This window comes from Mesorhizobium sp. USDA 4132, from assembly GCF_056279545.1.
This window is the reverse complement of the sequence record NZ_JBWCCP010000001.1, coordinates 3,734,724-3,756,908: the sequence shown is the minus strand read 5'-3', so window position 1 is coordinate 3,756,908 and position 22,185 is coordinate 3,734,724. Positions and strand designations below refer to the sequence as shown.

20 protein-coding genes are annotated in these 22,185 nt (G+C 62.9%); 12 read left to right on the top strand and 8 right to left on the bottom strand.

Going from position 1 to position 22,185, the window contains the following annotated elements; translation table 11 throughout:
* The first annotated feature begins 25 nt into the window (after positions 1-25).
* Positions 26-1,003 (top strand): nucleoside hydrolase, encoded by a 978-nt coding sequence (locus ACZ9IU_RS19075; protein WP_038545856.1) that lies wholly within the window; start codon positions 26-28, stop codon positions 1,001-1,003.
* On the opposite strand, the gene ACZ9IU_RS19070 is transcribed toward ACZ9IU_RS19075, so the two are convergent.
* The 4 genes from ACZ9IU_RS19070 to ACZ9IU_RS19055 are packed head-to-tail and all read right to left on the bottom strand — an operon-like array spanning position 1,004 to position 6,057.
* Positions 1,004-3,073, bottom strand: coding sequence for an acetate--CoA ligase family protein (locus tag ACZ9IU_RS19070; protein ID WP_244447439.1), 2,070 nt, complete (start codon positions 3,071-3,073; stop codon positions 1,004-1,006). It abuts the gene before it with no gap.
* 58 nt (positions 3,074-3,131) lie between these two features.
* Complete coding sequence (locus tag ACZ9IU_RS19065) at positions 3,132-3,956, bottom strand: enoyl-CoA hydratase/isomerase family protein (RefSeq protein WP_038545850.1); 825 nt, start codon at positions 3,954-3,956, stop codon at positions 3,132-3,134.
* A 23-nt stretch (positions 3,957-3,979) separates the two neighbouring features.
* Positions 3,980-4,909, bottom strand: a complete 930-nt coding sequence (locus ACZ9IU_RS19060) for a pseudouridine-5'-phosphate glycosidase (RefSeq protein ID WP_038545847.1) — start codon at positions 4,907-4,909, stop codon at positions 3,980-3,982.
* Positions 4,910-4,947: 38 nt separating this feature from the next.
* Positions 4,948-6,057, bottom strand: coding sequence for a carbohydrate kinase (locus tag ACZ9IU_RS19055; RefSeq protein WP_038545844.1), 1,110 nt, complete (start codon positions 6,055-6,057; stop codon positions 4,948-4,950).
* A 115-nt stretch (positions 6,058-6,172) separates the two neighbouring features.
* Between ACZ9IU_RS19055 and ACZ9IU_RS19050 the strand changes: the two genes are divergently transcribed.
* The 5 genes from ACZ9IU_RS19050 (at position 6,173) to ACZ9IU_RS19030 (ending at position 11,041) form a co-directional block, all read left to right on the top strand.
* Complete coding sequence (locus tag ACZ9IU_RS19050) at positions 6,173-7,147, top strand: isopenicillin N synthase family dioxygenase (RefSeq protein WP_038545842.1); 975 nt, start codon at positions 6,173-6,175, stop codon at positions 7,145-7,147.
* A gap of 81 nt (positions 7,148-7,228) precedes the next feature.
* A complete protein-coding gene (locus tag ACZ9IU_RS19045; RefSeq protein WP_038545839.1) occupies positions 7,229-8,266 on the top strand; it encodes an ABC transporter substrate-binding protein in 1,038 nt (345 codons plus the stop codon).
* 90 nt (positions 8,267-8,356) lie between these two features.
* Positions 8,357-9,400 (top strand): ABC transporter ATP-binding protein, encoded by a 1,044-nt coding sequence (locus ACZ9IU_RS19040; RefSeq protein WP_038545836.1) that lies wholly within the window; start codon positions 8,357-8,359, stop codon positions 9,398-9,400.
* Positions 9,397-10,254, top strand: a complete 858-nt coding sequence (locus ACZ9IU_RS19035) for an ABC transporter permease (protein ID WP_038545833.1) — start codon at positions 9,397-9,399, stop codon at positions 10,252-10,254. The genes ACZ9IU_RS19040 and ACZ9IU_RS19035 overlap by 4 nt, the downstream gene beginning before the upstream one ends.
* Positions 10,255-10,258: 4 nt before the next feature.
* Complete coding sequence (locus tag ACZ9IU_RS19030) at positions 10,259-11,041, top strand: ABC transporter permease (protein WP_038545831.1); 783 nt, start codon at positions 10,259-10,261, stop codon at positions 11,039-11,041.
* Here the strand turns inward: ACZ9IU_RS19030 and ACZ9IU_RS19025 are convergent.
* The gene (locus tag ACZ9IU_RS19025; RefSeq protein ID WP_038545828.1) at positions 11,038-12,183 is read right to left on the bottom strand and encodes a DSD1 family PLP-dependent enzyme; all 1,146 of its coding nucleotides are present in this window, start codon (positions 12,181-12,183) and stop codon (positions 11,038-11,040) included. The two genes, ACZ9IU_RS19030 and ACZ9IU_RS19025, sit on opposite strands and share 4 nt — an antisense overlap.
* Positions 12,184-12,319: 136 nt before the next feature.
* Between ACZ9IU_RS19025 and ACZ9IU_RS19020 the strand changes: the two genes are divergently transcribed.
* From ACZ9IU_RS19020 to ACZ9IU_RS19010, 3 genes are all read left to right on the top strand, one after another.
* Positions 12,320-12,931: a LysE family translocator gene (locus ACZ9IU_RS19020; protein WP_038545825.1), complete on the top strand. Its 612-nt coding sequence runs from the start codon at positions 12,320-12,322 to the stop codon at positions 12,929-12,931.
* 90 nt (positions 12,932-13,021) lie between these two features.
* Complete coding sequence (locus ACZ9IU_RS19015) at positions 13,022-13,387, top strand: nuclear transport factor 2 family protein (RefSeq protein ID WP_038545822.1); 366 nt, start codon at positions 13,022-13,024, stop codon at positions 13,385-13,387.
* Positions 13,384-14,211, top strand: a complete 828-nt coding sequence (locus tag ACZ9IU_RS19010; RefSeq protein WP_038545820.1) for a helix-turn-helix domain-containing protein — start codon at positions 13,384-13,386, stop codon at positions 14,209-14,211. Before ACZ9IU_RS19015 ends, ACZ9IU_RS19010 begins: the two co-directional genes overlap by 4 nt.
* 21 nt (positions 14,212-14,232) lie before the next feature.
* Here the strand turns inward: ACZ9IU_RS19010 and ACZ9IU_RS19005 are convergent, their stop codons facing one another.
* Together ACZ9IU_RS19005 and ACZ9IU_RS19000 are read right to left on the bottom strand one after the other, a co-directional pair.
* Complete coding sequence (locus ACZ9IU_RS19005) at positions 14,233-16,191, bottom strand: methyl-accepting chemotaxis protein (protein WP_038545817.1); 1,959 nt, start codon at positions 16,189-16,191, stop codon at positions 14,233-14,235.
* Between the two features lie 396 nt (positions 16,192-16,587).
* Positions 16,588-17,181 (bottom strand): TetR/AcrR family transcriptional regulator, encoded by a 594-nt coding sequence (locus tag ACZ9IU_RS19000; protein WP_038545814.1) that lies wholly within the window; start codon positions 17,179-17,181, stop codon positions 16,588-16,590.
* A 237-nt stretch (positions 17,182-17,418) separates the two neighbouring features.
* On the opposite strand from ACZ9IU_RS19000, the gene ACZ9IU_RS18995 reads away from it, so the two are divergent.
* The 3 genes from ACZ9IU_RS18995 to ACZ9IU_RS18985 are packed head-to-tail and all read left to right on the top strand — an operon-like array spanning position 17,419 to position 21,160.
* Entirely contained in the window at positions 17,419-17,892 is a 474-nt protein-coding gene (locus tag ACZ9IU_RS18995) for a (2Fe-2S)-binding protein (protein ID WP_037077766.1), read from the top strand.
* Positions 17,892-18,875 carry an FAD binding domain-containing protein gene (locus tag ACZ9IU_RS18990; protein WP_038545808.1) on the top strand — a complete coding sequence of 328 codons (984 nt, stop codon included), beginning with the start codon at positions 17,892-17,894 and terminating at the stop codon, positions 18,873-18,875. Before ACZ9IU_RS18995 ends, ACZ9IU_RS18990 begins: the two co-directional genes overlap by 1 nt.
* Positions 18,872-21,160, top strand: coding sequence for a xanthine dehydrogenase family protein molybdopterin-binding subunit (locus ACZ9IU_RS18985; RefSeq protein ID WP_038545805.1), 2,289 nt, complete (start codon positions 18,872-18,874; stop codon positions 21,158-21,160). The genes ACZ9IU_RS18990 and ACZ9IU_RS18985 overlap by 4 nt, the downstream gene beginning before the upstream one ends.
* 33 nt (positions 21,161-21,193) lie before the next feature.
* Here ACZ9IU_RS18985 and ACZ9IU_RS18980 read toward each other — a convergent pair whose 3' ends face one another.
* The gene (locus ACZ9IU_RS18980) at positions 21,194-22,147 is read right to left on the bottom strand and encodes a LysR family transcriptional regulator (protein WP_038545802.1); all 954 of its coding nucleotides are present in this window, start codon (positions 22,145-22,147) and stop codon (positions 21,194-21,196) included.
* Positions 22,148-22,185 lie beyond the last annotated feature (38 nt).

Genomic DNA, 22,185 nt, shown 5'->3' with positions numbered 1-22,185 from the left:
TCATCGTTCCTGAGAGTTTTCCGCAATGGCAGAAAAGATCATCATCGACACCGATCCTGGCCAGGACGACGCGCTGGCCATCCTGCTGGCGCTCGCCAGTCCGGAAATCGAAGTGCTGGGGATCGTCGCAGCCGCCGGCAACGTGCCGTTGTCGCTGACGACGAAGAACATCCGCAAGATCTGCGAACTGGCCGGCCGTCCCGACATCAAGGTATTCGCCGGCTGCAGCCAACCGATGACCGGGCCGCTTGTCACCGCCGAACACGTGCATGGTGCGACCGGGCTCGATGGCGCCGACCTGCCCGAGCCGACCATGCCGCTTCAGGAACAGCATGGTGTCGATTTCATCATCGAGACGCTGTTGAGTGAGCCGGAAGGCACCGTGACCGTCTGCACGCTCGGCCCGCTCACCGACCTCGGCAAGGCGCTGACCCGGACGCCTGAGATCGCCGGCCGTATCAGGCAAATCGTGCTGATGGGCGGCGGATTGTTCGAAGGCGGCAACATCACGCCGGCCGCGGAATTCAACATCTATGTCGACCCGCCGGCAGCTGCCGTGGTGTTTGGCTCAGGCGCGCCGATCGTGATGATGCCGCTCGACGTCACCCACAAGACGCTGACGACCCGCGCCCGCGTTGCCGCGATCCAGGCGATCGGCACACCGCTTTCTGACGCCGTGGTCGGGTGGCTCGATTATTTCGAGCGCTTCGACGTGGCGAAATACGGCAGTGACGGCGGGCCGCTGCACGATCCGAACGTGATCGCCTACCTCGTAAAGCCGGAGCTTTATTCCGGCCGGCTCTGCAATGTCGAGATCGAAACGGAGTCCGAACTCACCAAGGGCATGACGGTCGCCGACTGGTGGGGCGTCTCCGGCCGGCCGAAGAACGCGATGTTCATGCGCGATGTCGACGCCGACGGTTTTTATGCGCTGCTGACCGAACGGCTATCGTGGTTTGGCCGCGCGGAGGCGGCGGCTCCGCCGAAGCTGCGGCTGGTCTGATCAGTCGCGCTTCCGCGGGATGATCAGCGCGTCGAGGATGCGCACGCCTTTGCCCTCGGGCAAGACCGCTACCGGATTGAGATCGATCGCTTCGATATCGTCCCCGTATTGCGCAGCGAACTCGGAGAGCCTGACCAGCAGTTCGGCGAGGGCCCCGCGATCTGCCTTCGGTGCGCCGCGATAGCCTTCCAGCAGCGATGCCAGTTTCGTTTCGCCGATCATCGCGTCGGCGCGTGCGAGGTCGATCGGCAGGAGGTCGAAGGCGCTGTCCTTCACCAGTTCCACCAGCACCCCGCCGATGCCGACCACGAGGCCGAAACCGAAGGGTTCGTGGCGCACGAGTCCGACCAGTGCCTCGACGCCGCCCGTCACCATTTCCTGTACCGACACGCCGCGCAGATCCGCATTCGGGGCGTAGGCACGGGCGCCTGCGATGATGGCGTCGAAGGCGGCGCGAGCTTCGGCTTCCGAAGCGATGCCGAGCTTCACGCCGCCCGCTTCGGTCTTGTGCTGGATATCCGGCGAATCGATCTTCATGACGACCGGGAAGCCAAGTTTTTGAGTTGCTTCGGCGGCGGCATCGGCGCTGATTACGAGTTGTTCGCTCGGAACAGGCAGGCCCTCTGCGGCAAGCAGTTGCTTGGCTTCGCGTTCGGTCAAAGCCCCGGCGGGGAGGTTTTTCTTTGTCGCCGCTGCTTTGTCGGGCCAGGAGATGGCGGTATTCCGGGTGATCAGGCTACGGACGGCCGTCAGCGCGCTTTTCGTACCGCGCAGCACCGGCACCGTCGAAAGCTTGGCCTCGACATCCGGGTGATGGCCGGAGGAGAGGTTGCTCATGAACGCGACCGGCACCGTGCCCGTCCCGGCATAATCGGAAACCGCTTCGGCGATGCCGAGATATTCGGAAGCGCAGAAATCGTCGAGGCCAACGGGTGCATCCTGCGTTGCGACGATCAGGCCGATCGAGGCATCGTCGGCGAGCGCGTGCAGGACATCGCGGTAGATCTTGCCGTCCGCGAAGACGATGCCGGTCGTATCGAGCGGGTTCTGGGGTGTGGCAAAGGGCGGCAGCAGCACCTCTAACCGTGCGACCGTCTCGGGCTGCAGGTCGGGCAAGGAAATGCCGACCTCATCTGCGATATCCGAAACATGCGCGACGCCGCCGCCGGAGACGCCGACGATTGCGACGCCGGGCTTGGCGGGCCGGTCCTTCAGGTCCAAGCAGAGCGTCGCCGTCTCCATGAAGCCGTCCATGTCCGAGACTTCGATAATGCCGGTCCGGCGGAGGAAGGCGCGGTAGGCGTCGTTGCTGCCGGCGAGCGAACCGGTATGGGCGGCGGTCGCCTGGGCACCGCGTTCGGATCGGCCGGCACGAAGAGCGATCACCGGCTTGTTGGCCGCATGCATCTTCTCCATCGCGGCCGCGAGTTTCTCCGGCTCGCGGATGGCTTCGAGGACGATGCCAACGACACTGGTTTGGTCATCCGTCGCCAGGAATTCGAGATAGTCGGGAATATCGGTCGCGGCGCTGTTGCCGGAGGAGACGATGTGGCTGAGGCCGAACCGGCCGGTATTGCCGAGCGCGATCGCACTGGCGCCGGAATGGGAGAGGATGGCGAAGCGGCCCTTTTCGAGATTGGTCGAGAGGCTGGAGGAATAGAGGGCGGCGCCGGAGCCAAGGTTGAAGAGGCCAAGGCAGTTCGGGCCGCAGATCGCCATGCCGTAGCGCTCCGCGATCTCGACCAGTTGCCGCTGGCGCTCGCGGCCGGCCTCGTCGAGTTCCGCGAAACCGGAGGCCAGCACGACCGCCGCCTTGACGCCGGTGCTGCCGGCCTCTTCGAGGGCCGCAATCACCTTGTCGGCGGCGATCCCGATCACCGCGACATCGGGTGCATTGGTCAGCGCCGAGAGGGAGGGTGAGGCGGGAAGCCCGAAGATCGTCCCGGCCTTCGGATGCACCGGGATGATCTGTCCCTGATAGCCGAAGCGTATCAGGTTCTTCATCACGTAGCTGGAGGAGGCATCGGCGCGCTCAGTGGCGCCGACGACTGCGACGGAGCGTGGCGCCATCAAGGCTCGCATCGCTGCTTTTGGGTCCATGGGCGTGTTGGCCGCCATGGCCAAAACCTCAGTCGAGGCCCTTGAAGGGGTCGTCACGGAAGGCGAGATATTCCTTCAGCGACATCTTGGCGAGATTTGCCATCCACTCGCGGCCCTGCCGGGTGACGTGGAGGGCGGCAATCGCTTCGATATTGTACTGGAACGACGGCATCAGCCCGGCGACCATCTGCTGGTTGTTGATCGAGGCCTTGGTGTATCTCAGCGCCGGCACCGGCATGCGGGCAAGCTTGCGAGCGAGGTTCTCGGTCTTTTCCTTGAGCTGGTCGGCCGGCACCACCTTGTTGATCAGGTGCATCCGCAGCGCCTCTTGCGCATCCACCATGTCGCCGGTGAACATCAGCCAGCGCACGTCGCGGGTGGCGAGCAGCCAGGGCATCATCAGCGCCGGCGGGCCGGAATTGTGGCGCACTTCCGGTTCGCCGAACTTGGCGTTGTCGGCAGCGATCGCGAGATCGCAGCACATCATCAGCTCGAGCGCGCCGGCAAGCGCGTAACCGTTGACCGAGGCGATGACCGGGATCGGCGCGCGCCAGATGTTGAGCAGGGCTTCGGCATTTTCCGACATGTCTTCGCGCCAGAAATCGATGTCGACATCGAAATCGCCGCCCTGCAGGTCGTAGCCGGAGGAGAAAGCGCGCCCGGTGCCGGTGATGACGAGCGCATTGACGTCCGGATCGGCGACGGCCGCGGCAACCGCCGCGTCGATCTCGCGGATCACCGTCTTGTTCATCGCGTTCATCTTGTCGGGGCGATTGATGGTGATCGTCGCGAACTTGTCGGTCAAATCCTTCTCGTAAAGGATCGTCTCGTAGCCGTTCATTTGCTGGTTCATGGGCAGTTCCCCTTGTTCTTGAACTATTTGCCGGCCTTCTTCAGCGCCGCGTAGGCGACGGCCATCTTCGCGGCGAGACGCGCGTTGTTCCTCACCAGTTCGATATTGGCCTTGAGGCTCTCGCCCTTGGAAAGCTCGTTGATACGGGCGAGCAGGAAAGGCGTCAGCTCCTTGCGGCCGATGCCGCGCTCTTCCGCCTCGCGCACGGCGTCCGAGATCGTGCCGTCGATGAATTCCGGCGTCAGGGCTGCCGCTTCCGGGATGGGGTTGGCGATCAACAGACCGGTGCCGGTGCCGAGCTGGTGGTGCAGATACATGGCCTTGGCGATCTCTTCGGCCGTATCGAGCCGATGGTCGGCCTTGAAACCGCTCTTGCGGGTGAAAAAGGCCGGGAAATCGTCGGTGCCGTAAGCGATGACCGGAACGCGCTGGGTTTCGAGATATTCCAGCGTCTTGGCAATATCGAGGATCGACTTGACGCCGGCGCAGACGACCGCGGTTTTGGTGCGGCCGAGCTCCGTCAGGTCGGCGGAAATGTCGAACGTCTGCTCGGCGCCGCGGTGTACACCGCCGACGCCGCCGGTCGCAAAGATGTCGATGCCGGCAAGATCGGCCATCAGCATGGTCGCGGAAACCGTGGTGCCGGCAGACTGGCCGCGGACCATGGCGACGGCGAGGTCGCGGCCGGAGGCTTTTACCACACTCTTGGCCTTAGCCAGTTCTTCCAGTTCGCTGTGTTCGAGGCCGACGCGTAGCTCGCCGTTGACGACGGCGATGGTGGCGGGGATCGCGCCGTTCTCGCGGATCACCGCCTCGACGCCGAGTGCGGTTTCGAGATTGGCCGGGTAGGGCATGCCATGGGTGATGATCGTCGATTCCAGCGCCACGACCGGGCCGCCGGCTGCGATCGTTTCGGCCACTTCGCGGCTCAGCTTCGGTTTGATGAGGGCCATTTTCGGTATTCCTTAAATCGTTTTCGGCCAGCCGAAGGTCAGCCGGCTAATCGGTGCATATTGGCTTCCAGGAAGCGTTCGGACAGGTCCGTATGGACGCTTGCGGTGCTTTCGGTGGTCAGCGTGCCGAGTAGCGCGCCGGTGCGGGCCGCATTGTAGGTGTCCTCGCCGTGCAGGATCCGGTGCAGCGTGCCCGCTATCATCGCATCCCCTGCGCCGGTGATATCGACCGGCCGGGCATGGACTGCCGGGAAGGTGCGGGCGCCCTCGGTGCCGGCGATCGCAATGCCGCGCGGACCCATGGTGACGACCGCTTCGCGCGCACCGGCCGCCTGCAGGGCAAGCGCTGCGTCCTTGGCGTCGTCGATCGTCTCGTGCGCATGGCGCCCGAGGACCGCGTTTGCTTCGTCAATGTTCATGAACAGCAGATCGACGCCGGTGAGATCTTTCGGCAGGCGCGCGGCCTTGGGCGTCGAGACGGCGTCAATCGCCAGCCGGAAACGGGCGCCCTGGCGCTTGGCGATGAGGGCGGCCAGCGTTTCGGCAGGCAGGTTGCAGTCGGAAAACACCCAGCTTGCAGCGGCGAGATGTGGCCAGATGCGCTCGATATGGCTCGGCAGCAGCAAGTCGAAAATGCTCATGTCGGCAATGCCGAGCACAAGATCGCCCTTGGTATCGAGGATGGCGGCATATTCCGCCGTCGGGCGCTCGGTGGTGGTGATGATCTGGCTGACATCGATGCCGCGATCGCGCATGTGCTTCACCACGGCCCGGCCGCCTTCGTCGTCGCCGACGATCGAGACGAAACTGGTCGTGGTGCCGAGAAGGGCGAGGTTTTCAGCGACGTTGCGGGCAACGCCACCGAGGCTGCGCACGCCGTCGACCGGGTTTGAAGTCTCGAAGACGAACTCCTGCTTGGCGCGGTATTTGCGGTCGAGCACCGCGCCGCCGATGCAGACTGCGCGGGTTTCGGCGGGCATCACGTAACCGCGGCCGAGGATGTAGCCCTTCTGCATCAGCTGGACGATGTGGGCGGCGACCGTCGAACGCGCCAGCCCGAGCATGGTGGCGATCTCCTGCTGGCCCGCGAACGGGTTGTCCTTGATGATTGCGAGGACGGCCGCTTCCTGTGGCGCAAGGTCATCCATGTTCAGTCGATCGTCCTTGGGGCGAGAACCGCGTTGCAACTTCGTTAATTTTGATATGGACAACAACAGATGTTTTTGTCAACATCTGTTTGTCAGATGTGAATTGGAGGAAGGCATGTCCGTTTCGAGCGCCAATCCAGCGTCATCCAGTGATGCCGTCCCCGGCATTCCGGTGATCGATGTCGGCTCCTTCATCCGCAATGAGGCAGGTGCCGCCGCCGTCGTCAAAGCTATCGAGACGGCGTGCCGCGATACCGGTTTCTTTCTCGTGACCGGCCACGGTGTTTCGCCTGAAGTGACGTCGAGGCTCTACAATCTTGCCCGCGCCTTCTTCGATTGCCCGCAGGACTGGAAGAAAACCCAGGGCCGCGGCGCCGGCGTCCTGGGTGGCGTCGCGTTTTCGCCGATCGCCGAAGAGGCGCTCGCCGCCACCCTCGGCATCAAGACGCCCGGCGACTACAAGGAAAGCCTGAATTTTGGCGAGAACCTTCCCGGCGACACCTGGCCGGACCGGCCGGACGGCCTGGAACAGGCGTTCCGCGATTATTTTAGGGAAATGGAAGCCTTAGCCCGGCACATGCGCCGCATCTTCTGCCAGGCAATCGGGCTCGATCAGGATTATTTCGAACCCTCCTTCGAAAATCATCTCTCGGCGCTACGCGTCATCAACTATCCGGAACAGGAAGAATCTCCGCTGCCGGGGCAGATGCGTGCCGGCGTGCATACCGACTATGGCTTCATGACGATCCTGCGCTCGGAGGCCTCGGCTGGTGGGCTGCAGGTGCGCAACCGCAACGGCGACTGGCTGGACGCCCCGTCGATCGAGGGCGCCTATGTGATCAACATCGCCGATGCCTTCATGCGCTGGACGAATGACGAATGGGTCTCGACACCGCATCGCGTCGCCAATCCACCGACCGGTTTCAAGGGCACTGCCCGCCGTCAGTCGATCCCGTTCTTCCTCAATCCGTCGAAGGATACGGTGATCGAGTGCCTGGCCCCGTTCGTAAAGGGTGGTGCCAAATATGAACCGATCACCTATGGCGAATATATCGACCTGAAGACGAAACAGGCTTTTTCGAAAGGCTGATCACCGACCGAATTCGTGCGCAGAAGCGGAGAACCGCCGGCACAGCAAGGTCTCGAAAGACCGCAACAAGGGGAACTGAACATGATGGATTTGACAAAGCGGCAAACGCTTGCCGGAATGGGTGCACTCGCCGCGGCCGGACTTTTTGGCGCTCCGGCGCGGGCTCAAGGGAAGACGCTGGTCGTGCCGACGCTCGGCGGGGTGTGGGAACAATACTGGCGTTCGACCGTCGGTCCCGCCTTCACCAAGCAGACCGGCGCCGCCGTGACCCTCGACGTCGGCAACGGCCGCGTCTGGGGCGCCAACCTACGGGCGGCGGGCGCTGCCAAGCCGCCCTATTCGATGGTGATGACCAACGAGGTTTTCGCGTCCGGCCTGCGCAAGGAAGGCTTCTTCGAGAAGCTCGATCTCACCAAACTCTCGAACTACAACGATCTTTATCCGCTCGCCAAAAAGACCGATGGCTGGGGCGCGATCGGCGCCGTTTCGCCGATCGGTATCGGTTACCGCACCGACCTGGTGAAGACCAAGCCGAAGTCCTGGAAGGATCTCTGGAATAACCCGGAATTCAAGGGCAAGATCGGCCTCTACAACTTCGCCAACAGCGCCGGCAAGATGGAACTGCTGCTGTTTTCGAAGATCTTCGGCAAGGACCAGTATGACGTCGATGCCGGTTTTGCGGCGCTCCAGAAGCTCGGGTCGGTGATTCAGGTGGACTTCAACATGTCGACCGGCCTGGCCTCCGGCGAAATTGTCGTCGCACCCTTCGACTTCGGCGAAATCGCCCGTCTTCGCCGCCAGGGTCTGCCGGTCGACTGTGTGATCCCGGAGGAAGGGATGTTCATGTTCGACCAGACCATCAACATCCTCGCCAATGCTCCGGAAAAGGAGTTGGCCTACCAATACGCTAACTTCCTGTTGTCGCCGGAAGTGCAGGGGATGATGATGAAGGAGTTCTTCATCTCGCCGACCAATTCCAAGGTGGTCGTGCCGGCCGATCTCAAGGTGGACGTGCCGGTTTCCGGCGCCGACATGGACAAGATCCTCACCTGGGACTGGAACTTCGTCAACGAAAAGCAGGGCGAGCTTGCCGAACGCTGGGCGAAGACCATCAAGTGATTTCCCCCACTGCGATCATGGTCTGCGTTCAAAGGCAGGCCATGATCGGCTTTTTTCGGGTCAGGCACTTCAATTGGAAAGTAGAATTTCATGACAGAGGTTAGCATCGAAAAGCTGACCAAGGACTACGGGCAGGGTCCTGCGGTCAACAGCATTTCGATCAGGATCGCCGAGGGTGAGTTCATCTCGCTGCTCGGGCCGTCCGGTTGCGGCAAGACGACGACGCTGAAGATGATCGCCGGTTTCGAGGACGCGACCGCAGGGGCGATCCGCTTCGACGGCCGCGACGTCGTGCATGTGCCGGTCGAAAAGCGCGATATCGGCATGGTCTTCCAGAACTATGCCCTCTTTCCGCATATGACGGTCGAAAAGAACCTCGCTTTCGGGCTCGAGATGCGCAAGCTTCCAAAGGACGAGATCCGCACCCGCATCGCCAAGGTGCTGGATATGGTGCAGCTCACCGGTTATTCGGAGCGTTATCCGCGCCAGCTTTCCGGCGGCCAGCAGCAGCGCGTGGCGCTTGCCCGCGCTCTGGTCATCGAGCCGAAAATTCTGCTGCTCGACGAACCGCTCGCCAATCTCGACGCCAAGCTGCGCGAGGAGATGCGTGTCTTCATCCGCGATCTGCAGCGCCGCGTCGGTATTACCACGGTCTACGTCACCCACGACCAGGCCGAGGCGATGACCATGTCCGACCGGGTCGTCGTGATGTTCGGCGGCCGCATCGCCCAGATCGGCACGCCATCGGATATCTACGAGCGGCCCGCCAATCTGGAAGTCGCCGAGTTCGTCGGGCAGGTGAATATCATTCGCGGCAAGGTCGGCAACCGCGTCGTATCGACTGCCTTCGGCGACGTGCCGGTCAGCGGAGATTTCGCCGATGGTGCCGAGCTGATGCTGGCTCTGCGTCCGGAAGCGGTCGAGCTGCTGCCGATTAATTCGGGTGCGACCGGCGCGCCGGCAAAGGTTCTCTCCAGCTATTATTCCGGCAGTCTCGTCGACTACCGGCTGGAGCTTGCGACCGGCGCTGTCGTCAACGTCCAGACGTTTCCACGCACCCGGTTTGCCGATGGCGAACAAGTGCTGGTGCATGCGCCGTCCGATCGCTTCTGGCCGCTAGGGACCGTGGCATGATTGTCCCGCCCAGGAAAAGGTTCGGACCGCTGCTGCTGATCGCGCCTGCCGCGATCCTGCTCGGCGTGTTCCTCGTGCTGCCCTATCTCAATATCGTCGTCATGAGCTTCCGTATGCCGGGGCAGGGCACGCCCTATGGGCCGGGCTTCACGCTTGGCAATTACGGCAAGTTCTTCTCGGACTTCTTCTATGTCCAACAGGTGATCAACACGCTGTGGATCGGCTTCCTGACGACCTTCATCTGCCTGGTTCTCGGTTATCCCGTCGCCTGGCAGCTGGCGCGCGGCGCTTCGACCTTTCGCGCGCTGGGTTATGCGCTGGTGCTCTCGCCGCTGCTCGTCGGCATCGTCATCCGCAGTTATGGCTGGACGATCCTGCTCGGCAATAACGGCATCATCAACCGCACCCTGACTGGCTGGGGGCTGATCGATGGACCGCTGCCGCTGATGTACAATGCGCTCGGCATCATCATCGCGCTGGTGCATGTCTTTCTGCCCTTCATGATCCTGCCGATCATGAGTGCCATCCAGGGCATCGATCCGTCGCTCGAAGCGGCGGCCCGGTCGCTGGGGGCGTCGAAGGTCACCTCCTTCCGGCGCATCACCCTGCCGCTGTCACTGCCGGGTATCCAGGCCGGCTGCATCCTCGTCTTCGTCCTGTCGCTCAGCGCCTATGTGACGCCGTCGCTGATCGGCGGCTTGCGCGTGAAAACCATGGCGGTGACGGTGGTGGATGCGCTGATCGACACGTTCCAGTGGCCGTTCGGTTCGGCGCTGGCGCTGATGCTGTCGGTGACCGGTGCGATCTTCGTCGTCATCTTCGGACGGCTGACCGTCATGAAATGGAAGGCATAGAGACATGTCGAAACCGTTTTTCACCGTCTATTGCCTGATCATCTACGCTTTCCTGCTGGCGCCGATCGCGGTCGTGGTGATCGCTTCCTTCAATGCCGGGGCCTTCCTTACCTTCCCGCCGCAGGGGCTTTCCTTCCGCTGGTATCTGGTGTTCTTCAACAACGAGGTGTTCATGCGGGCGATCCGCACCTCGCTATGGATCGCGACGCTGACCATGGTGATTTCCGGCATCATCGGCACGATGGCGGCGATGTTCTACGTGACCCATGCCGGCAAGCTCAAGGAAACGGTGCGGGTCGCCATGCTGGCGCCGCTGCTGCTGCCGGAAGTGCTGACGGCGATCTCACTGCTGTTCTTCGTCTATTCGGTCGGGCTCGGCACGCAGAACCTGGTCGGCATGATCGTCGGTCACGTGCTGATCACGCTGCCCTTCGTGTTCATCAACGTCTCGGCCTCGATGGAAAGCTATGATCCGGCATGGAGCCTTGCGGCGCAGAGCCTCGGGGCAGGGCGGTTCACCCGTTTCCGGCGGATCATGCTGCCGCTGATCAAGCCGGGCGTCATCGGCGGCTGCCTGTTCGCCTTCATCATCTCGTTCGACGTCTTCACCATCTCCTTCATGCTGAAGGGCGTCGGCATGTCGACGCTGCCGATCCAGCTGTTCGATTACCTGCGAACCAACTTCACCCCGGAAGCGGCGGCCGTCTCGACCTGCTCGATCGTGCTGACGATGGCGGTGGTGGTCATCTCGGAAAAGGTGCTGGGCCTGCGCATCCACCGTTTCTAGTAGAGCTTGCCTCGGGCGGTGACCGGCCAGAGCGCCTCGACACGGCCGTTGCGGACGCAGACATACCAGTCGTAGAGATTGCAGGTCGGGTCGCAATGGCCCGGCACGAGGCGCAGACGATCGTTGAGCTTCAGCGTATCCTGCGGGTCTTCGATCTTGCCGTGTTCGTCCGAAGCGCTGGCGAACTTGAGAGCGGGTCGTTCGAACACCGTCGGCAGGCCGCTGTCGATCGAGTGTGCCTTGAGGCCCGCATCGCAGATGGCGCGGCCGGAGGCAGGCTTGCTCATGATCGAGGTCAGCACGAACAGCGCGTGTTCGAAACCGCCGATCGTGCCATTGCCTTCGGTCGAGCGGACGCGGGAGTAATCCTCATCCATGAAGATGTAGGAACCAGGCTGGATTTCGTTATAAACGCCGGAGGCACCTTCGAGATCGTGGGTGCCTGTTCCCGCCCCGGTGATGATCTTCGGCTCCAGCCCCGCATCGCGCAGCAGGCCCGCCGTCTCTCGCGCCATGTCGATCGCCTTGTCGATCGCGGCGCGGCGCTCCACCGGATCGTAGATATGCTGGGCGCTGCCGTGATAGGCCTGGATGCCGGCGAAGGCGAGGCTCGGCGCGGCGGCGACCGTCTTTGCGAGTTCGACGGCTGGCTCGCCGGGCAACACGCCGCAGCGGCGCGCGCCGCAATCGATCTCCACCAGGACGTCGAGCGTGACGCCATGCAGGGCCGCCGCTTCCGAAAGTGTCGCAACGACGGCGGGATCGTCGACGCACACGGAGACACGGGCGCTCCTTGCGAGCCGCGCCAGCCGGTCGATCTTCTTCGGATCGGCCACCTCGTTGGCGACGAGCACGTCGGTGACGCCGCCGCGCACCAGCGCTTCCGCTTCGGATACTTTCTGGCAGCAGATGCCGACGGCGCCGCCGTTGGCGATCTGGTAGAGCGCGACATCCGCGGACTTGTGGGTCTTGGCATGCGGGCGAAGCCGCACCCCCATCGTCCCGGCGTGATCCTTCATCCGCGCGACATTCCGCTCGAAGGCATCGAGATCGATAATCAGCGCCGGCGTCTGGATGTCGGCGATCGTGTCGCCGATGGCGGCCGGTACGTCATAGCCGATGTCGATGTCGTCGTAGGTCATGAGGTCGAGTCCGCAATCAGATGGCGCGACGATAGGTTCGCCGCCGCATCCAGGCAATCGCTCGCCTGCAATTTCATTCAAGATCGGTGCATCGCTCTTCGGTAGCTGTGGGAAAACATCTTGAGAGGATCGCCCCATGAGCCCGGAATTCCTGATTACCTCCTTTATCGTCGTCGCATCGCCCGGTACCGGCGTGCTCATCACGCTCGCCGCCGGCCTGTCGCGAGGCGCGCGAGCAAGCCTCGTTGCCGCGCTCGGCTGTACGCTCGGCATCCTGCCGCACATGATTGCGGCGGTCTCGGGCCTTGCGGCGCTGCTGCATGCCAGCGCATTGGCCTTCGAAATCATCAAATATCTTGGTGTCGCCTATCTGCTGTTCATGGCCTGGCAGGTTCTGAAGGAAAAGGGGGCGCTGACCGTGGAGGCGGACCGGACGCCAAAATCCGTTGGCCAAGTCATCGGCTCGGCAATCCTTGCCAATCTGCTCAATCCGAAACTGTCGATCTTCTTCTTCGCCTTCCTGCCGCAGTTCGTCAGCCAGGACGAAATCGCGCCGGTTCTGCGCATGACCGAGCTCAGCCTCGTCTTCATGCTGATGACGTTCGGCGTCTTCGTCGTTTACGGCTTGTTTGCCGCCTCGGTGCGGAACCACGTGATCTCGCGGCCGAATATCCTTGCCTGGATGCGGCGCATCTTCGCCGGCGCCTTCGTGGTGCTCGGCGCGAGACTTGCGCTTTCGGCGCGATAGTTATTACCTGCCGCGTAATTGAGACGATGCAGCCGCTCCGGCATGTTCGCCCTGCCTGCAACGAGCAGGACGATCTCAAGGAGAAAAGACATGACCGATGCGAACACCAATGCCGAACGTTATCTCGCCATCTGGAACGAGACGGATGCCGTTCGCCGCAAGGCGATGATCGCCGAGACCTGGGCGGAAGACGGGCTTTACGTCGATCCGCTGATGCGCGGCGAAGGCCATGAGGGTGTCGATCGCCTGGTTGAAGGCGTCCAGGCGCGGTTTCCGGGTTTCCGCTTCACGCTGCTCGGTACGCCCGACGGCTACGACGACAATCTGCGCTTTTCCTGGGAGCTTGGCCCCGTGGACGGCGAGGCGCTGATCAAGGGCACGGATTTTGCCGTCCTGGAAAACGGCCGGCTGAAGTCGGTCTGCGGTTTCCTCGATCAGGTTCCCGCTGCCGCATGACGACTCTCGCACCCGCCCGCCCCCTCGGTGACTTCCTGCGCGAATGGCGCCGCCGCCGGCGCATGAGCCAGCTCGATCTGGCGCTGGAGGCTGAAATCTCGCAGCGTCATCTGAGCTTCATCGAAAGCGGGCGGGCGGCCCCCAGCCGCGACATGCTGCTGCATCTCGCGGAGCGGCTTGAGGTGCCGCTCCGCGAGCGCAATCCGATGCTGCTCGCCGCCGGTTTTGCGCCGGTGTTTGCCGAGCGCAAGCTGGACGATCCGGCACTCCAGCCGGCGCGGCGGGCGATCGATATGGTGCTGAAGGGCCACGAGCCGTTCCCGGCACTGGCGGTCGACCGGCACTGGACCCTGGTGGCCGCCAATGCCGCGGTGGCGCCGCTACTTGCGGATGTCGCCGACCCATCGCTGATCGAGGGGCCGGTGAACGTGTTGCGGCTCAGCCTGCATCCGCAGGGCCTTGCGCCTCACATCGCCAATCTTTTCGAATGGCGCAATCACCTGCTCGAACGGCTGCACCAGCAGATCGCCGCGACAGGCGACCGTGTTCTCAAGGCATTGCTGGAGGAGCTGTCCGGTTACCCGGTGCCGGAAGATACGTCGAAATCGGCGCCGAAACATGACTATGCGGGCATCGCCGTGCCGATGGACCTGCGGACCGAGGCGGGACTGCTATCCTTCATCTCGACGACGACAGTTTTCGGAACCCCGGTCGATGTGACGCTGTCGGAACTGGCGGTCGAATCCTTCTTTCCCGCCAATGACGAAACGGCCCGGCTTCTGCGCCAGATGGCAGAGGCCGGGCCGTCGAAGAGCGACAGTTAAAGCTGAGCTTCGATCAGCGGATCAGAATTCGGTCCACTGCGATTCCGTGCTTGCCGCAGCCGCGGCGCCGCCAAAGGACTTGCTGACGCGCTGCGCAAGGCGACGGGCCGGCGATTCCTGCGGAACGGCGTTGCGGCCGGCAGCAACCGGAGCGGAGCCGTAGGCCGGCCGCTGCTGTATTCCGGAACGCTGACCGCCCTCGGAGAGCTTGAAGCGGGTGAGGAGATCGCGCAGCTTCGTGCTTTCCGAGGCGAGATTGGCGCCGGCGGCATTGGTTTCCTCGACCATTGCAGCGTTTTGCTGTGTCACCTGGTCCATCTGGTTGACGGCCGAATTGACTTCGGCAAGTCCGACCGACTGTTCGCGGGCGGCGGTGGCGATCGCACTGATATGCTCGTTGATGGTGACGACGTGGCTTTCGATCGTCTTCAGCGCGTCGCCGGTCTCGCGCACCAGCTTGACGCCGTTCTGAACCTCGGCGCCCGACTTGCGGATGAGGTCCTTGATCTCCTTGGCGGCGCTCGCGGAACGCTGGGCGAGTTCGCGGACTTCCTGGGCGACAACCGCAAACCCCTTGCCGGCATCACCGGCACGGGCCGCTTCGACGCCGGCATTCAGCGCCAACAGATTAGTCTGGAAGGCGATCTCGTCGATGACGCCGATGATGTTGGAGATCTGGCTGGACGACTGCTCGATGCGCTGCATCGCGTCGACGGCGTTGGCAACCACGGCGCCCGACTGGGCGGCGCTCGAATTTGCCTGCAGCGCGATGGACTTCGCCTCGTCCGCACGTTTGGAAGAGTTCGAGACGTTGACGGTGATTTCGTCGAGGGCTGCGGCGGTCTCTTCAAGCGAGGCTGCCTGCTGTTCGGTACGCTTGGAAAGGTCGTCGGCGCTCTGGCTGACTTCACGCGAGCCGCTGTCGATCGACTGGGCCGAGCCGGCGACTTCGGAAAGTGCGGCGCCGAGACGGGACACGGCGGAGTTCAGGTCTTCGCGCAGCGCTTCGAAATCCGGAGCAAAAGGCTCGTTGAGCTGGAAGGCGAGGTCGCCGGATGCAAGGCGGCGCAGGCCGGCGGCAAGGCCGGAGGTCGCTTCGTGCAGGCGAGCCTGGGCCGAGGCTTCCGCCTCTTCCTGGAGGCGAATACGGTCGGCTTCGGCGTGGGCGCGGGCGTCCTCGGCCTGTTCCTGAAGCTGCCTGTTGGAGATCGCGGCCTGGCGGAACACTTCGACGGCGCCGGCCATGGCGCCGACTTCGTCCTTGCGGCCAGCGAAGGGGATTTCGGTGGCGGTGTCGCCTGCGGCAAGACCGCTCATCGAAGCGGTGATGCGCTGGATCGGACGGGCAATACCGGACAACACGTAGACGGCGGCGCCGACGATCAGCAGGAAAACGACGCCGAGGATGATTTCCATCGTGGTGAGCGCGGTGGAGTAGGTCGTCTTCGCCTTTGCGGTTTCGACGGCCGCCTCATCCGTGTTCGACTTGACCAGCTTGGTAACGGCTTCCATCGCTGGCTGGATGGTGATGCGCATCTTTTCCATCTCGACACGGGCGCGGGCGTCCGAAGCCTTGCGGGAGAAGTCCAGCATCTTCTGGCCGTTCAGGATGTATTTGTCGATGCCGGCCTGGATCTGGTCGATGATCTGCTTTTCCTGATCGCTGGAAATCAGCGGCCTGTAGGCGTTGAGAGCGACCTTCAGCGCATCGGATTGCTGGGCGATCAGCTTTTCCGCCGATTCCATGCCGAAGTCCGAAGTGGTGGTCAGATGGCCCATATAGGCGACCGTCATTCCGAGAATGGCCGTCTCGATATTCTTCGAAGCCTGAACGCTCGGCATCGAGTTCTCGGAAATCGTATTGAGATTGCCGGCGACGTTGGAGAGCGAGGATATGGCCGCCCAGGCGAGAACGGCGACGAGAGCTGCAATCGCGCCGAAGACGGCGATGAGCGAGCTGCGAATGGAGAGACGGGACATGAGGTTCGGCTCCGGATTGGTGAAGCCTCGAATGAGGCAACGCGTTTTCACGCGCAGATCTGATATCTGGCAGTGTGGGAAGAGAACCGGTCTCATACCGGCTCTTGCGCTACACCGGATGGCGGTCACGCGGTTGCCGGAAGATTAAGGTCAAACTCTTTAACGACAGATTGAATTTTGATATTGTACAACGATTTTTGATGATTTTCGGCGCTAAAAGTTCGAAAATATACCTGTGCTATCCGTTTATTTTATAACGATAATATTGGAATCAGGCCGGCGTAGTAACAGGATACCTGTCAATCGAGGATTGCTTGATTTTCCGTTCAAACGAGATGCGAAATCTAGCCTATCCGACGGGTCGTTTCCGAGCAGATCCGAGGCATTGAGCGGGTGTTATCGGCGGGTCCGAAGGCCGTCCATCAAGAGGCCGATCAGGCGATGCGACCGCTCACGCCATTCGGGCGATTCCGGAATCGAATAGATACTCGACAGCGCGTGCAGGAGATCGCTTGTTTCGATGTCGCTGCGGATACATCCCTTGTCGCCGGCGGTCTTCAACAGGCTTTCCAAAGCGCCACGGATCAGGCCAGAGCCCTCGGAAAAAAGGGAGGAGTTCGACGTCATGAGAATGCGCAGGCTGTTGGCCATGCCGCGCTTGGTGGCGATGTAGCCGACGAAACGACGCATCCATTCCTCGAGCGCAACATCCGGCGGATGTTTTTGGGCAAGTTCGGTGGCAGCCGTGGCGAGGCTTTCGAGTTCGCGTCGATAGACCACTTCCACGAGATGCTCGCGGCTCGGGAAATGCCGGTAAAGGGTGCCGATGCCGACACAAGCCTGGCGTGCTATATCTTCCAGCGAGGTCTCGACGCCATTTTCCGCAAAGGCTGCGGCCGCCACCTCGATCAGCCTGTCGCGGTTACGGCGGGCATCGGCGCGAAGCTTGGTCGATGCGGGCGATGTCGTCTTCGGCTCGGCCGAGGCCAAAATATTGCTCCAGGCAAATGAGGGCTTGACGAAAATCAGTAAGCCACTAGTTTAAACGGAGGCGCCTCCGTTTATCTGGAGTGCCTTCCACTTCTTAGTCCAGAGGGGGACGGATGTCATGCCGAAATGTGCCGGTGCTTCTCTCGCCGAACATCATCTAGGGCATCGCAGCCAGTTGGCCAGTCCGTCCCAGGCTTTAAAGTTCTCATTCTCGTGACAATGGCAGGAGCTTGATCCATGACACGAACCATCCATCTTTCGCTCGATATCAACGGGAGGCGGTACGACCTCGATGTCGAACCGCGTGTCACGCTGCTCGATGCGCTGCGCGAACATCTCGCGCTGACCGGCACCAAGAAGGGCTGCGACCAGGGTCAATGCGGCGCCTGCACCTGTCATGTCGACGGTAGCCGTGTGCTTTCCTGTCTGACGCTCGCAGCCCAGGTCGAAGGCCGGCAGATCACCACGATCGAGGGGATCGCCGCTGAAAACGGCGAACTGCACCCCGTTCAGGCGGCTTTCGTGGAGCATGACGCGTTCCAATGCGGCTATTGCACGCCCGGCCAGATCATGTCGGCAGTCGCCTGCATCCGCGAAGGCCATGCGGGATCCGACGAGGAAATCCGCGAATACATGTCCGGCAATCTCTGTCGGTGCGGAGCCTATAACAGCATCGTCGCGGCGGTGCGCGAAGCGGCGGAGATGGCGTGATGAGAGACTTTTCCTATCTCCGCGCCTCGTCTGCCGATGAAGCCCGGCAAGCGGCGCTCCAGGCCGGTTCAGCGCTGCTTGCCGGTGGCACGACGCTTCTCGATCTCGCCAAATGCGGCGTGATGGAGCCGGAAACCGTCATCGACATCACCCACCTTTCCGGGCTCGGCGGGATCACCGTCGATGCTGGCGGCGCCACGATCGGTGCGCTTGCCAAGATGGGCGCGGTTGCAGATCACGCAGGCATCCGTGCCGCTTTCCCGGCGGTTTCGGAATCGCTGTCGCTGGCGGCCTCCGCACAGCTGCGCAACATGGCGACGATCGGCGGCAACCTGCTGCAGCGGACACGCTGTTCGTATTTCCGCGAGCCGGACGTGTTTCCGGCCTGCCACAAGCGCAATCCCGGCTCCGGCTGTTCGGCGCTTGGCGGCGTTACCCGCAACCACGCTGTCCTCGGTACCAGCGATGCCTGCATCGCCAGCTATCCGGGTGATCTGGCCGTGGCACTGGTTGCCTTCGACGCCGTGGTCGATCTCGGGGCCCGGACGGTGTCGGTCGACGACTTTTTCCTGACGCCGGGCAATACGCCGGAGCGGGAAACCGCGTTGGAGCGCGGCGAGATGATCACCGCGATCACCATTCCGGCCTCGGCGGCGGCGAAGAACTCCACCTATCTCAAGGTTCGCGACCGCCAGTCATACGAGTTTGCCGCGGCGAGTGCCGCAGTCGGGCTTGAATTCGAGGCGGACGGCAAGACGGTGCGCGATATCCGCGTCGCTCTCGGCGGCGTCGCTACCAAGCCGTGGCGTGCTCGCAACGTCGAACAGGCGCTGGTCGGCAAGGTGCTCAGCCCCGAAACGGTTGAGGCGGCGAGCCGGCTCGCCATGGAAGGTGCCGTTTCGCATGGCGCCAATCACTACAAGATTGAACTTGCGCCGCGCGTTGTCGCCCGCGCCATCCTGAAAGTTGGAGGTCTCGTATGACCATCATGGAACCCCGCAAACACGGCGATGCCTCAGACGGGACTGTCGGCGGTCGTCAAACACGCTTCGAAGGCAATCTGAAGGTCACCGGTGGCGCGACCTATGCGCTGGAATATCCGCTCGAAGACCTTGCCTACGCCATTCTCGTCCAGAGCACGATTCCGGCCGGCCGCGTCATTTCGGTCGATGCGGAAAAGGCGCTTGCGGCCCCAGGCGTGCTGATGGTGCTGACGCCGGATGACGATATGGGTCTCCTGGTCGCCTCCGACTGGGGTGGCAATCGCCCGGAAAACCAGCCGTATTATCCGCTGCCGCGGCAGGTACAGTACAATGGCCAGTCGATCGCCGCCGTCGTCGCGGAAAGCCGCGAACAGGCGGTCGAGGCGGCCAAGCTGATCTGCATCACCTATGAGCGGACACCGCATGTCGCAAGCTTCAATGATACGGCTGCCGGCGAAGGCAAGGTCATGGATAATCTCACCTCCGGATGGGGTGATGCCGAGGCTGCTCTTGCGGCCGCGCCGGTTCAGATCGAAGGCGAATATTCGACGCCGCGTGAATATCACGTCGCCATGGAGCCGCATGGGCTGACCGTGAAGTGGGATGGCGACCAAATCACGGTCTGGGAGCCGAGCCAGTGGTCTCACGGCATGGCGCGCAGCTATTCCGAATGGTTCGGCATTCCTTACGAAAATGTCCGCCTGATCTCGCCGTTCATCGGCGGCGGGTTCGGCTCCAAGGGGGCGGCGCTCGCCCATGGCGCGGTGGCGGCTTTCGCGTCCAGGAAGCTCGGCCGGCCGGTCAAGCTTGCGCTCACGCGACCGCAGAATTTCACCAACTATGGCGGTCGCGCCGCGACGCGCCAGCGGATCAAGATTGGCGCGACGGAAGACGGCATCCTGCAGGCGATCGTCCATCGCGGCGCCAGCGAGACCTCCACCTATGCGGATTGGCCTGAGCAGACCGGTGCCGCAACGCCGATCCTCTACAGGATAGAGAATTTCTCGTCGCAGCATCGGGTCGTGCCGGTCAACGCCGTCACACCGGGTGCGTTACGCGGACCGGGCAAGAACCCCAGCGCGTTCGGCATCGAAAGTGCGATGGAGGAGCTCGCCTACAAACTCGGCATGGACCCGCTCGAACTGCGGCTGAAAAACTACGCCGACCACGACTACCAGTCGGGAAAACCCTGGTCGACCCGCCGGCTGCGCGAAGCGCTGACCGAAGGTGCCGAAGCCTTCGGCTGGTCGAGGCGCAGCCATGAACCACGCTCGATGCGCGACGGCAAAACCCTGATCGGCTGGGGCATCGGCTGCGGCACCTTCCCGGTCCTTCAGGCGCCGAGCGAGGCGATGATCCGCATCCTGCGCAACGGCCGTGTCGAGGTCGTCAGCGGTGCGATCGACATGGGGCAGGGGACCTATACGATCCTTGCCCAGACGGTGGCCGAAGTGTTCGGCATTCCCGCCGACCAGGTCGAGGTCCATCTTGGCGATTCCCGGTTGCCGGGCTCGGCGATCGCGGGCGGCTCGATGCTGGCGGGCTCCATTCTCGGCGCCGTGCACAAGGCGGCGACAGCGGCCCGCGACGAACTGATCGGACTGGCGCTCAACGACGAGAAATCGCCGCTGCGCGATACCGGCGCCAATACGCTGACCTTCAGCGGCGGCCGCGTTGCCGCTCCCCGCGACCAAGGTCTGTCGCTCACGCTTTCGGAACTGATGGCGGCGCTCGGTCGCGACGAGATCGAGATCCTGAGGAATACGCTGCCGGAAGGTGCTACCGCCCAGGAGCAGCATCAGGCCTGGACGAGCATGGTAAAGGTTCAGGGGCCGACCATGGGCGAATATTCCATGCATAGCTGGTGCGCCCATTTCGCTGAAGTGCGGGTGGATGAGGATTTTGGAACGGTGCGGGTGTCCCGCATCGTCTCGGCCTTCGATTGCGGCCGGCTCTACAATCCGCGGCTGGTCGAAAGCCAGTGGCGGGGCGGCATCATCATGGGCATCGGCCAGGCTCTCCTCGAGGAAGGTCTCGTCGACCAGCGCAACGGCCGCACCGTCAACAACAACATGGGCGACTATCTGGTGCCGACCAATGCGGACGTGCCGCATATCGAGGTGATCTCGGTTGGCATTCCCGACTACGGCGCCTCGGCGCTGGGCGGCAAGGGCGTCGGCGAGGTCGGCATCGTCGGCGTCGCGCCGGCCATCGCCAACGCGGTGTTCCACGCAACCGGCAAACGCGTCCGCGACCTGCCGATCACGCTCGAAAAGCTGATCTGATCGATCCGCGCATCCGGCGTCAGTCGGGTGCGCCTATTTTCGCTTCGGCGTGTTGGATGCCCCGAGGCTGCCGGCAAAACGTTCGGCCAGACGCTCTTTTCGGAAATGCTCGACCACGAAGTCGATAAAGACGCGGGTTTTTGCCGGCAGCAGCGTCTTGCTGGCGTAGTAGATCGAGATCGGCCCGATATCCGCATACCAGTCGGGCAGCAGGCGGACGAGCGTACCGCTCTCCATATACGATAAGGCATCTGGCATCGCGATCATCGCGACGCCGAGGCCGAGGTTTGCCGCGTGGGCAACGGCGGCTGGATCGTTGAGCGCCATCTTTTCCCGCAGTGCCACCGGCACTTCGTCTCCGCCGGCATTTCGCATCACCCATTGGCGGATGCGGCCGGTATTGGAAGAACGCAGATGGATGCCGTCGAGGTTCGCAAGGTCCGCCGGATGGGCCGGCATGAGCCTGTCCTTTATGTAGGCTGGTGAGGCGACCAGAACGATATGGGCCGGCGCCAGCACCCGGGCGACCGCGCCGGGCGTCAGCTCAAACCCACCGCCGATCGCTGCGTCATATCCCTCGGCGATCAGATCGACCTGCCGGTTTTCGAAGGACCAGTCCGGACGGATCAGCGGGTAACGCGCCATGAACTCCGGCAGCAGCGGCAGGATATACCCTGTTCCGAAATGCGGGCTCATGCTGACTTTCAGCACACCCGCCGGTTCTGCGCCTTCCGAAGAGACCTCGGCGATCGCCGTCTGCAGCGCCTCGACGTGGTCGCGGATCTCCGACAGAAAACGTTCGCCCGCTTCCGTCAGCGTCAGCCTTCGCGTGCTGCGCTGGAAGAGGCGGGTGCCGAGGTTCCTTTCGAGCATCGCCACGTTGCGGCTCACGGCCGCGGGTGTCAGTGCCAACCGCCTGGCCGCAGCCGAGAAACCGCCAAGTTCGGCGCTGCGCACGAAGGATTCGAGATTGGCGAGACTTTCCACCGCGGGTCATTCTCAACGGTTGCTTGAAGATGATTGGC